Source organism: Streptomyces jeddahensis (genome assembly GCF_001642995.1).
Taxonomy (GTDB): domain Bacteria; phylum Actinomycetota; class Actinomycetes; order Streptomycetales; family Streptomycetaceae; genus Streptomyces; species Streptomyces jeddahensis.
In genome coordinates this window covers 1-11,899 of sequence record NZ_LOHS01000114.1, presented here as the reverse complement: position 1 = coordinate 11,899, position 11,899 = coordinate 1, and the positions used below count along the sequence as shown (strand labels likewise).

Sequence of the window (11,899 nt, the reverse complement as noted above, 5' to 3'; positions counted from 1 at the left end):
GACCCTTGGTGCCGTGGGCACCTGAGGGCAGGGCAGGCCGAGCCGTCTCTTCGCCCGGCGCCGACTCGTATGCACGGGAACGGGCGTGCAGGACGCCGGTCCGCGGGGGAGGCGCGCAACAGGAGAGGCTCGGATGCTGATGGCCGTACGGGTCTTCGATGGGCGTACGGTCCCTACAAGCCGTCGGATCTAGATCCGGAGGACCGCCGTCCGACCCGAGTACGGCGGACCGTGGGAGCCCCGCCAGGCGCCGTCGGGCGACACGGTGCCGCTGGACAGCCCGCTGTGTGTCGCGGTCACGTCCGGGGTGCAGGCGGTGGCGGGAACGGCGAGGGACGGACCGTCCTGCGGCTGTGCCGAGAGGCATTCGCCTCCGGGATGCGGCGAGTCCTCGCCGTGATGGTGACCCGTGCCGTCGGGGTCACCGGCCGCATCGGTGCCGTGGGCGGGTGCGCCACCCGGGGCGGGGAACAGGTGCGGGCGCCGGTCGACGGCGGCCGATGAGGTCACCAGGTCGGCGCTCCGGTCGACGGCGACCGCGGCGGTCACCGTTTCGGGGGAGACGTGCCCCGATGCGCCCTCCACACCGATGCCGTGGGCATAGAGCACGCCGAGGAGAAGCACGCCCAGCCAGCAGAGGCGCAGCACGCCCGCACCGCGGCAGGCACCGCGGCAGGTACGTCGTGCGCCGAACGGCGGCCGGGCCGTGATCATGCCCTGATGCTAACCGCCGGAGGGCGGCGGCCAGCGGAGCTTCGCCGTTGCGGCGTCCGGGCGTGCCGCGCCGGCATCGGCCCGCCCCCAGCGGCGGGCCGCAGGCCCCGACGCACCGGGCATCCTTGTAGGTGAACCGCGCACCCTTGTAGGTGGTTGGAGCATCTGCTTGACTCCGCCCGCTGCAACGCCATATCACCGGCGGAGGTATGCCATGGAGATCACTCGCAGACGCCTGTTGTCCGCCCTGTCGGCCGCCGGACTCATGGCGGTGATCCCCTCGGGGCCCGCGAGCGGCGCCGACACCGCCGCGGGCCGTGCACGCCTCCTGGCCAACACGGTGGCGGTCTTCGCCGGGATCCCGGAGTCCAACGCAAGGCCGGAGACGGCCGCCAAGCTCGCCGCCATCGACCGGGCCGCGCGGACGAACCTGCAATCCATGGATGCCGCAGGCGCGGGCGAACTGTTCGCCGGTCTGGTGCTCGGCACCAACGACGCCAACCTCAACACCGCCTTCCGGCGGCTGTACGAGATCGCCCTCGCGACACGCGCACCGGGCGGCGCCTTATCGGACCTGTACGAGAACACCGCCGTGCAGCGCCGCGTGATCGACGGACTCGTCTGGCTGCACGAGCGCTACTACGGCGACCAGTCCAAGGGCTACTACGGCAACTGGTTCTCCTGGGAGATCGGTTTCTCCCAGTACATCAGCAAGACCCTGGCGCTCCTCTCCGACCAGGTGCCGGCGTACCGCCCGGACCTCGTACCCGCCTACGTGGCCTCGATGGACGCCTACCTCCGCAACGGCACCGACGGGGACGTGAACCTCGCCTCGCGCTTCCACACCGGCGCCAACCTCGCCGACATCACCACCAACCGGATCCTGCAGGGCGCGCTCCTCGGCGACGACGCGCGCATCCGCAAGGCCCTCATCGACCAGCTGACGGTCTTCGCCACGATCGACCCGTACCGCCTCAGCCACGGCGTCACGGACGGCCATTACGCCGACGGCTCCTTCATCCAGCACTCCTCCGTCGCCTACACCGGCTCCTACGGCAAGGGCCTGCTGGTCCGCGTCGTCCAGACCCTCAAGATCCTCGACGGTACGGGCTTCGCGCACGGCGACGAACTGGTGCCCACCGTGCACGGCTGGGTGAAGAACGGCTTCGCGCCACTGATCTTCGAGGGCTGGATGATGGAGATCGTCAAGGGAAGGGCGGTCTCGCGGACGGACGGCGGCTACGCCGATGTCGCGGCGGTCGTCGAGGCCGTCGTCGACCTCTCGTCGCTCGCGAGCAGCGCCGACGCCATCGCACTCAAGAGCTATGTCAAGCACATCCGGTCGACGTCGCGCGCCGCCCTCGATCCCGCCGGGTTCGTCTCCCCGGTCAGCATCGTGCGCTACGCCGACATCATCGGCGACGCCACCATCGAGCCCGCGGACCTCAACCCCGCCTCGCGCAGCGTCGCCTTCAACGCGATGGACAGGACGGTCCACCGCAGACCGGGCTACGCCTTCGCGCTCGCCCGCAGCTCCGACCGCATCAGCAAGTACGAGTACATGAGCGGCGAGAACCTCATGCCGTGGTTCCAGGGCGACGGCGCGTACTACCTCTACCTCTCCGGACAGGACCAGACCCAGGCGTACGGCGTCGACTACTTCACCACCGTCTCGCCGTACGGCCTCGCCGGCGTCACCGCGCCGGTCGAGCAGCGGCGCACGGTCCCCGAGCTGTACGGGAAGCCCTACTACGACAATCCCGGCCACCCGCTGAACTTCACGTCGTCGTCCGAGTCGCAGAACACGTACGTCTACTTCCCGCGCGGCACGAACCGGTACTCCGGCGGCGCCGTCCTCGGGGCGTACGGCACGGCCGGGTGGGTGCAGTCCGACGACGTGCCCTACCGCGACAAGGGCGCGGGCCTGCTGCCCGACGACTTCGTGGTCTATCGCAACGCGACAGCGACGAAGTCGTGGTTCCTCCTCGACGACGAGATCGTGGTGCTCGCGGCGGGAGTGGGCGACGGCGCCAGGCGGGCCGTGACCACGACGGTCGACGCCCGTATCTCCACACCGAACGACCAGGTTTCCGTAGCCGGGGTCCTCCGCGACGGACGCCCCTGGACCGGCACGGGCACCGGCGACCTGCAGTGGCTGCGCTACGCCAACGCCACGCAGGGCACCGCCGTCGGCTATGTCTTCCTCGACACTCCGGGGGTCAGGGTCGCCCTGGACACGGTGACCCGCAGCCGCCGCATCGTCCGCACCTCGAACCCGGACACCGCCGTGACCCGGAGCGTCTTCGGCATCACGGTCGACCAGGCGCCCGAAGCCGAACCCGCCCGCGCGGCCTACGTGTTGGTGCCGAACGCGGACGAGTCCCGCCTGCGCTCGTACACGGACGGTCCGCTGAAGGTCCTGGCGAACACCCCGCGCCTGCAGGCCCTCACCCACACCGGCCTCGGCCTGACGGCCGCCAACAGCTTCACGCCCGGCAGCCACGAGGCCGCCGGGATGCGCATCGAGGGGCCTGCCTCGGTGCTCGTGCAGCGCGAGCGCCACGGCCTGACCACCGTCGCCGTGTCCGATCCGACCATGGACCGGGACACGGTGAGCGTTCTGCTCCGCGGCCGGTCGCTGTGGGAGGTCGCATCGGACGACGGGGTACGCGTGACCCCTGTCCCCGGCGGCACCCGTCTGGAGTTCAACGCCCGCCAGGCGTACGGGCGCAGCTTCGCGGTGACGTTGCGCAGCTAAGGGGAGTACCTCATCATCCTTGCCCGGCCGACACTCCGCCGAATATTCAGTGGCGCCAGAGGGTGCGCGCCCCTATGTTGGGTGTGCTTTCTCGCGGCGGCTGTTGGCCGTCGCCGTCGGCTGTGAGGAAAGGGAGGTGTGACCGATGGCTGTCGTTGCGCTGGGCGCTGCCCGCATCCGGAAGTTCGTTCAGTCCACCTCCGTGGCCTCCGGCTGACCTCTTTCCTCTTCCACGCCTGTGCGCGTGTGCCGGGGCCACCCTTCGAAGGGTTCCCCCTTGAACAACACCATCTCCTCAGCTCTCGCTCCCTACGGCTGGGACGACGGCTGGGCCGCCGAGTTCGCCCCGTACGCCGAACAGGGCCTGCTGCCCGGTCGCGTCGTGCGCGTGGACCGCGGGCAGTGCGATGTCGCCATGGCCGAGGGAGTCGTCCGGGCCGACACGGCGTTCGTCACGCCGCGCGACCCGATGCGGGTCCTCTGTACGGGTGACTGGGCGGCCGTGGACGCGGCCGGCGACCCCCGCTTCGTACAGGCGTATCTACCGCGCCGTACCGCCTTCGTGCGGTCCACCTCGTCCCAGAGGTCCGAGGGGCAGATCCTCGCGGCCAATGTGGACCACGCGATCATCGCGGTGTCGCTCGCGGCCGAGCTCGACCTCGGACGTGCCGAACGGTTCCTGGCCCTGGCCTGGGAGTCCGGCGCCCAGCCCCTCGTCGTCCTCACCAAGGCCGACCTCGTACCGGACCCGGCGACGCTCGCGTACCTAGTCCAGGACGTGGAGACCACCGCGCCGGGTGTGCAGGTGCTGCCGGTCAGCTCCGCGACCGGCGAGGGCGTCGACGTGCTTGCCGCCGTCGTCGCGGGCGGCACGAGCGTGCTGCTCGGGCAGTCCGGTGCGGGCAAGTCCACGCTCGCCAACGCGCTGCTCGGCGACGACGTGATGGAGGTGCAGACCGTCCGCGACGCCGACGGCAAGGGCCGGCACACCACGACCACCCGCAATCTGCTCGTCCTGCCGGGCGGCGGCGTCCTCATCGATACGCCGGGGCTGCGCGGCGTGGGCCTGTGGGACGCCGAGGCCGGGGTCGGACAGGTGTTCACGGAGATCGAGGAACTCGCCGGGAACTGCCGGTTCCACGACTGCGCGCACACCGCCGAACCCGGCTGCGCGGTCCTCGCGGCCCTCGAGGACGGCACCCTCTCCGAGCGCCGCCTCGACAGCTACCGCAAGCTGCTGCGCGAGAACCAGCGCATCGCCGCCCGAACGGATGCGCGGCTGCGCGCGGAGATCCGCCGCGACTGGAAACGAAAGGGCGCGGAGGGGCGCGCAGCGATGGAGGCTAAGCGGGGGCGCTGGCGCTGAGCCCCTGTGGGCGGGGCGCCATCCGCGCCCTGCCCTTTGCCCCGGCGTGCGTGCCGACCGTGAGCAGCTTCACGCCTCCGGGGGTTCCGCTGTGCCCACCCTCCCCCATTGCCTTAAGGGCATGGGAGGTGCCCCCATCGCCCTGGGGGTACCTCCCAGGTTTAAGGCACTGGGGGAGGAACGACTGCCCACAGCGGCCGGGCAGGCGAACAACGCCACGTCCGATTCCCGCCAGCGCCCGCGGCGAGCGGCCCGCACACTGGATGACGTGACCGATGAAGACACCAGGTACGAGGCGGTGCGCAGCCGCGATGCCCGCTTCGACGGGGAGTTCTTCTTCGCCGTCGAGACGACCGGCATCTACTGCCGCCCGAGCTGCCCCGCGGTCACCCCGAAGCGGCAGAACGTCCGTTTCTACGCCACTGCTGCGGCCGCCCAGGGCGCCGGGTTCCGGGCCTGCCGGCGCTGCCGCCCGGACGCGGTGCCCGGCTCCGCCGAGTGGAACGTGCGCGCCGACGTGGTCGGCCGCGCCATGCGGCTGATCGCCGACGGAGTCGTGGACCGCGAGGGCGTCGGCGGGCTCGCCGAGCGCCTCGGCTACAGCGCCCGCCAGATCCAGCGGCAGCTCACCGCCGAAGTCGGCGCGGGACCGGTCGCGCTCGCCCGCGCGCAGCGGGCGCACACGGCGCGGGTCCTGCTGCAGACCACCGGTCTGCCGGTCACCGAGATCGCCTTCGCGGCGGGCTTCGCCAGCGTCCGGCAGTTCAACGACACGATCCGCGCCGTGTATGCCGCCACGCCGACCGAGTTGCGTGCCGAGGTCCGCCGGCGCGGCACAGCTGTACGGCGGTCGGCCACGCCGTCGGCCGGCGTCCCGCTGCGGCTCGCCTACCGCGGCCCGTACCAGGCGGAAGCTGTGTTCGACACGCTCGCACGCGAGGCCGTGCCCGGCGTGGAGGAGGTCACCGGGGACCGCGGTGCGCGGGTGTACCGGCGCACCCTGCGGCTGCCGTACGGCACGGGCGTCGTGGCCGTCGACGAGAGAACCCCGGGCCCGAGGGCCGTCGCCGGACGCGGCGGGTGGCTCCCGGCGCGGCTGCACCTGACCGACCTCCGGGATCTGACCACGGCCGTGCAGCGGCTGCGGCGCCTGTTCGATCTGGACGCCGACCCGTACGCCGTCGATGAGCGGCTGGGCGCCGACGCCCGGCTCGGCCCGCTGGTGGCCGCGCGGCCGGGGCTGCGCTCGCCCGGTGCCGCGGAACCCGCCGAGTTCGCCGTGCGTGCGCTGGTCGGGCGGGGGGAGTCCGAGCGGCTCGTGCAGCAGTACGGCAAGGCGCTCGACACGTCCTCCGGCACCCTCACCCATGTGTTCCCCGAGCCCGGCGTACTCGCCGAGGCGGAGGGCGGCACCCTCGGTGCGCTGGCCTCCGCCCTCGCCGACGGCTCGGTCCGGCTCGACGCGGGCGCCGACCGGGACGACGCCGCTCAGGCGCTGCTGGCCCTTCCCGGCATGGACGCCCGCACCGTCGCCCTCATCCGGATGCGCGCCCTCGGCGACCCGGACGTGGCCCCGGCCGACGAGCCGGTGCCCGACGCATGGCGGCCATGGCGTACGTACGCCTGTCAACACCTCTGGGCGGAACGGGACTTGGACGGGACCGGACGTGGACGGGACTTGGAGACGGGAAGCGGCACCTGACCCTGACAGGACTTTCGACGGCGGCTTTCTGTCGTCCTGAACCTGACTTGGCCCGCTCCCCGCCTCACCCCCAGACGACCGCCCCGATCCAGGCTCCCAGGATCAGCAGGCACGCGAACAGTTCCGTCAGCACGCTCCAGCCGCCCGACCGCATCGCCGTGCGTGTGGCCGACAGGGCGTCGCCGTGGCGGCCCAGCCGCAGCCGCTCCGCGAGATAGATCCCGGAGACGAAGCCGGGGATCGCACCGATCACCGGTACCACGACGAACCCGATGAGGGCCCCCGACCCCGCCCACACCGCGATCCGCCGTGTGCCGCCCCAGCCGATCAGCCTGCGGGGCGGCAGCTGCCAGCGGACGGCCTGGGACGCCAGCAGCACCAGGGTCGTGCCGGCGAGCACGGCCCAGGCGAGGCCCGTGGGCTCCAGCAGCGCCCACCACAGCACCGCGGCCCACACCAGCCAGGATCCCGGCACGCCGGGCACCAGTACTCCCCACAGGCCGAGCAGCATCACGACGCCGACCAGCAGGAGCTCCCAGACTCCCATCTGCACAGCGTGCCCGAGACCGGAGGGAGCCGCAGGTCGCACGCGTCGTGTCGCGCCCGGACGCCCTCGCAGCCGCGTCCAGACGGCCGGTGTCGGTCAGAGTCGGTCGCAGTAGGCCAGGGTCGGTCGCAGTACGCCAGAGTCGGTCCGGGTCGAGTCAGTCCTACGTCACCCGCGCACGCCGCGCCACCCACCCCCGCTCGTACGCGTGCCAGCCCAGCTGCAGCCGGGTGGTCACGCCCGCCAGCTCCATCAGCCGCTTCACCCGGCGCTGCACCGTGCGCAGGCCCAGGTCGAGCTGTTTGGCGACGCTCGCGTCGGTCAGGCCGGCCAGCAGCAGCGAGAGGATCTCCAGGTCGGTGCCGTCGGGCGCGTCCGGCTGCTCCTCGGTGACCCGGCCGCCCTCGCGCAGGCGGAGCGGCAGCGCATCCCGCCACACCGCCTCGAACAGGCCGGTCAGCGACTCCAGCAGCCCGCTCGCGTGCACCACGACCGCGGCGGGCTCGGCGGCCCGCGAGGTGAGCGGCACCATCGCGGTCGACCGGTCGGCGATGACCAGCTTCGTCGGCACCTGGTCCACGACCCGCACCTGCTCGTCGCGGCCGAGCGCGGCCGACAGCTCGCTGAGCCCGGCGGGCAGGGACAGCACCTCCCGTTCGATCACCACCCGGTAGGCGACACCGCGGTTCGCGGCCTGCTCCTCCGCGTCGTTGTCCACGCCGGAGACCGCGACCGGTTTGCCGGTCACCAGCGCGCAGACCTCGTCGCTCGCGCCGAGCTGCAGCTGCAGGAAGCGCTGTGAGACGGCGGCCGCGCCGATGACCACCTCCACCAGATCGTGCACGGCGGGCTCGGCGGCCTGGGCGCGGTACTCCTCGGCGAGCAGCGCCGCCGCCAGCTCCGCCTTCTCCAGTTCGTGCCGCTGCTGGGTGAGGAGCGCACCGAGCGCGACCGCGGGCGGCGCCGCCACCCAGCGTCCCGGCCGGGCCGACGACTGCGCGGCCAGACCGTGGCGTTCCAGGCGGCGCAGCGCGCGCTCCGTGTCGTACTCGCCCAGCGTCAACCGCCGTGCGAGATCGGGCACTTCAGCGGCCCCCACCGACACCAGTGCCCGGTACGCCGATTCGTGCATCTCGTCCAGACCTATCGCAGCCAGCATGCGGCGATGCCCCTCCCCAGGTGTCGATGGCGGCGGGCGCGATGGCGGGAAACAGCCACGGCGCAAACCCGCCCGCGAACATCATCGCCGCACCACCCGCCTCTCTGCCAAGGTGGCGCCACCGCAGTACCAATTGCCGCCATCTGTCGCGGCTTTGGCCTGCCTGACCTGGGCGGATTCGGAAGATTTGGGAGTGCGATGCGCTCGACACCGCGTACGGCAGTGATGGCGGCGATCTGACGTCGGCGCAGCTGCCGTACTCCTACGACGACGGCCAGACCTGGACCGAGACGAAGACCGCCGAAGAGGACGGCACCTGGACCGCGACCGTGCATCACGCGGGCGCATCGGGGAAGCCGGTCACTGCCAACTACCTGTCGCTAAAGCGACGGGCTTGCACAACGGGCATCACTGGCGGTGATGCTGCGTTTGCGTCCAGCCCCACCCCGGCGCGTGCGCTCCGGTGATGGGGCAGGGGCCGTTGACTGGGCCCCGCGTCGCCACAACTCCCACGCGCGGGCGCGGATGTTGCGGGAGCCGTTCCGGTCTGCGTGATCAACGAATCCGCAGTTCCGGCACGCGAACCAGGTCTGCGAGACCCGGTTTGCTCTGTCGATGTGCCCGCATTCGGCGCAGGTGCGGGAGGTGAACGCTGGGTCGACGTGCACCACCGCCACTCCCGCCCTGCGGGCCTTGTACGCGATGAACTGCCCGAGCTGGTGAAAGGCCCAGGAGTGGTGGGTGGCCCGTTGGGGCTTTGTCAGCCGGACCCGCTCGCGGATGCCCGTGAGGTCTTCCAGGGCGATCCCGCGACCGGTGCGTTCCGCCTCGGCCACCACATGTTTCGCGATCTTGTGGTTGATGTCCTTCGCCCGCCGCGCCTCCTTGCGCCGCCGTTTCTTCAGCCGCCGCTTGGCGGACGGGGTGTTCTTTCGTTGGAGTTTGGTACGGAGCTTCCGCTCCCGCACGCGGATGCGGTTCAGCTCGCGTCCGGCCATGATCTCGCCGTCGGACGTGGTGGCGATGTTCACGATGCCCAGGTCGATGCCGAGAAAGTCCACCGGGTCCGTGTTCGGCTCGGCCTCGGGCACCTCGCAGGTGGCGATCAGGAACCACATGCCGTCCCGACACAGCAGGTCGGACTCACCCCGGCGGTACAGGGCCAACGTGGCCAGCTGCTCCGGGCTGGCGGTGAACGCCACGTCCTTGATCCGCCCGGCAGTCGTCCAGATTGACACGCGCCGCTGGTCGATCTGCCAGGACAGCATCCGGTCGTCGTAGGGCTGCGCCCCCTCGGGCCGGAAGGCGATGGGCTTCTCCACCGCTTTGCGGTAGCGCTTGGAGCCCGGCCTGCCCAGATTCCCGGCCTTCAGGTTGGCCTTCAGCGTGGCGTACGCATCGCACGTCTTCTTGATGACGTGCTGGGCGGCCTGCGCGCCCAGACCCCAGCGGGCCTTGATCTCGCCGTAGGTGTGCTCCCGCAGCGCGAAGTTCTTCTTCACATCCTTTTCGAAGGCGACTCGGCTGGCCCAGGTCGCCGCCTCGTTGCAGGCGCGCAGGGTTGCCTCAAGTGCCACCGCCTGCATGGGCGTTGGCAGCAATTTCGCCTGCACCACCAGCTTCACGCCCGCGACGCTACCCGCTCCTTCCGCACCCCGCATTCGAACATGGAAGACTCCACCCGGTCCTCTGTACCGGCTTTCCGGCGCTCCGTGTCCTGTGCCACCGAACCTTGATCATTGCCATCGAAGGTTGATGATTCGTAAGTTCGTGCCATCGAAGTTTGAGCGGCACGGAGTGCTGGGCGTCACAAACGGCGGGTCACCGTCTGACTACCGTGGCTCCGCATGACCCATACCGAGATCGAGATCACCGCAGAGCTGGTCCGGGATCTACTGCACGACCAGCACCCCGACCTGGCCGATCATCCCTTGAGGCTCGGCGCGCGTGGTTGGGACAACCAGCTGTGGCGGCTCGGCGACGACCTCGCGGTCCGGTTGCCCTGGGCGACACAGTCCGCGGACGCGCTACTGCGCAAGGAGCACGCTTGGCTGCCCGCTCTCGCCCCGCACCTTCCGCTGCAGATCCCCGTCCCGCAGCGCCTCGGTGAGCCCTCCGAGCGGTTTCCGCGGCCCTGGATCGTCACCACCTGGGTGCCGGGTGAGCCCGCCGACCGCGCCCCCGCCACGCGCGCCGCGGAGGCGGCCGACACCTTGGCCGCATTCCTGACGGCCCTCCACCAACCGGCCCCCGACCGGGCACCCGCCGACGAGTACGGCCGCGGGGGGCCACTGGCCGACCGCGCCGAGCAGTTCGAGAGGCAGCTCGCCTCGGCCACCGAGCTGGGGCTGATCCCCGACTCGGACGCCGTCCGCGCGGTCTGGGAAGACGCCGTCGCCGCGCCCGACTGGGCGGGCCCGGCGCTGTGGCTCCACGGCGACCTGCATCCGGCCAACGTCCTCACCGAAGGCGGCACCTTCTGCGGCGTGATCGATTTCGGCGCCCTCTGCGCGGGCGATCCGGCCATCGACCTCGCCGCTCCTTGGATACTGCTGCCGGACGGCGCCGCCGACCGCTTCTATGAGGCCTACCGGCCAGCCGCGGACGCCGCCACCCTGCGCCGCGCCCGCGGCTGGGCGGTGCTGCGCGCCTTCAGCGGCATCTGCATCGGAGAGGCCGGCGTCCGCGGCCGCCTTGGGGGGAAGGCCACCTGGGGCCCACCCGCCCACGCCGCGCTGCGGCGCCTCACCACGACGACCCACCGCTGATCAAGCCCTCAACCTTCGATGACAAACGCTCAAGGTTCGCTGTCACAGGGCACTCCGCGCCGGATGCCGCCGCGGTGCTCCGCACCGCTCCACCGGAGATGCGATTCCTCCCGGGCGTGAACGCCCGGGGCTCCTCGCAAGATCAAGCTGAAGGCCGAACTGACGGACGCGAACGGCAATTCCGTCACCCAGACCGTGACCCGGGCCTACGACGTGCGGTAAACGCACACCGACCCAGGTCACACCGGCGCCGCCGGGCGGTTCTCCCGTGGGGGGTGGGGCTGCCCGGCGGCTTCTTTGCGCCGGTGCGGTGGCGGGATTTTCCTGATGCCCCGTTTTCGTACGGCCCGTGCGGTGGACAATAGGGGCATGAGCCAGCAGGGGGAGAGGCGCACCGGTCACGAGGACGACTGGTGGGGGCAGTTGTACGACGACTCCACCGGGGACACGGGCCCGACCGCGGCGGCCGACACTCTCGAGGACCGCTTCGCCTCCGCAGCGGGCACGGTGGGTTCCGCCCAAGTGCCCAGCGTCCGAGACGAATCGTCCGACCCGCGCGAACCGGCCTACGACGAGGCCCGGCAACCGGCCGACGGTTCCGGGCTGCCGGGCGAGAGTGCGCCGCCGGTCGCTGGTACCGGGCGGGCGCCCTGGGAGGCGCCCGCCGGGGGAGCGGGGCCGAGGACGTTTCCGGCGGGACCGCAGCCCACGCCGACGGGCCGCGCGGCGTCCGTTCCCGCCGCCAGGACACCCGACGAGCGCTCCGGGTCCGAGCCCGCACAGCCGCCCGCCCCGCACGTACGATCCCCCCGGCTTCCGCACCAGCTCCCGCCCCGCGAAGAGTCCGCGCCGGGCCCGGAATCCTCCGCACCGGCTCCCGGAGCG

General features: G+C 71.8%; 8 protein-coding genes and 1 pseudogene. 5 read left to right on the top strand and 4 right to left on the bottom strand.

Annotated features, from left to right (window positions below):
• Positions 1 to 189 precede the first annotated feature (189 nt).
• On the bottom strand, positions 190 to 714 hold the full coding sequence (locus tag STSP_RS26970) for a hypothetical protein (protein WP_067283258.1): 525 nt from the start codon (positions 712 to 714) through the stop codon (positions 190 to 192).
• A gap of 214 nt (positions 715 to 928) precedes the next feature.
• On the opposite strand from STSP_RS26970, the gene STSP_RS26965 reads away from it, so the two are divergent.
• From STSP_RS26965 to STSP_RS26955, 3 genes are all read left to right on the top strand, one after another.
• On the top strand, positions 929 to 3,472 hold the full coding sequence (locus tag STSP_RS26965; RefSeq protein WP_067283257.1) for a polysaccharide lyase family 8 super-sandwich domain-containing protein: 2,544 nt from the start codon (positions 929 to 931) through the stop codon (positions 3,470 to 3,472).
• Between the two features lie 277 nt (positions 3,473 to 3,749).
• Positions 3,750 to 4,838: a ribosome small subunit-dependent GTPase A gene (gene rsgA, locus STSP_RS26960; protein ID WP_067283255.1), complete on the top strand. Its 1,089-nt coding sequence runs from the start codon at positions 3,750 to 3,752 to the stop codon at positions 4,836 to 4,838.
• A gap of 268 nt (positions 4,839 to 5,106) precedes the next feature.
• Positions 5,107 to 6,540: a DNA-3-methyladenine glycosylase 2 family protein gene (locus STSP_RS26955; protein WP_067283253.1), complete on the top strand. Its 1,434-nt coding sequence runs from the start codon at positions 5,107 to 5,109 to the stop codon at positions 6,538 to 6,540.
• 64 nt (positions 6,541 to 6,604) lie between these two features.
• On the opposite strand, the gene STSP_RS26950 is transcribed toward STSP_RS26955, so the two are convergent.
• The 3 genes from STSP_RS26950 to STSP_RS26940 all read right to left on the bottom strand — a co-directional run bounded on the left by STSP_RS26950 (position 6,605) and on the right by STSP_RS26940 (position 9,871).
• Positions 6,605 to 7,087 carry a DUF456 domain-containing protein gene (locus STSP_RS26950; protein ID WP_067283252.1) on the bottom strand — a complete coding sequence of 161 codons (483 nt, stop codon included), beginning with the start codon at positions 7,085 to 7,087 and terminating at the stop codon, positions 6,605 to 6,607.
• Between the two features lie 163 nt (positions 7,088 to 7,250).
• Complete coding sequence (locus STSP_RS26945; protein WP_067283250.1) at positions 7,251 to 8,246, bottom strand: helix-turn-helix transcriptional regulator; 996 nt, start codon at positions 8,244 to 8,246, stop codon at positions 7,251 to 7,253.
• Between the two features lie 380 nt (positions 8,247 to 8,626).
• Entirely contained in the window at positions 8,627 to 9,871 is a 1,245-nt protein-coding gene (locus tag STSP_RS26940; protein ID WP_067283249.1) for an RNA-guided endonuclease InsQ/TnpB family protein, read from the bottom strand.
• Between the two features lie 222 nt (positions 9,872 to 10,093).
• Between STSP_RS26940 and STSP_RS26935 the strand changes: the two genes are divergently transcribed.
• Both STSP_RS26935 and STSP_RS26930 read left to right on the top strand, forming a co-directional pair.
• Complete coding sequence (locus STSP_RS26935; protein WP_067283246.1) at positions 10,094 to 11,014, top strand: aminoglycoside phosphotransferase family protein; 921 nt, start codon at positions 10,094 to 10,096, stop codon at positions 11,012 to 11,014.
• Positions 11,015 to 11,383: 369 nt separating this feature from the next.
• Positions 11,384 to 11,899: pseudogene (locus STSP_RS26930) on the top strand (protein phosphatase 2C domain-containing protein); the annotation flags it as partial.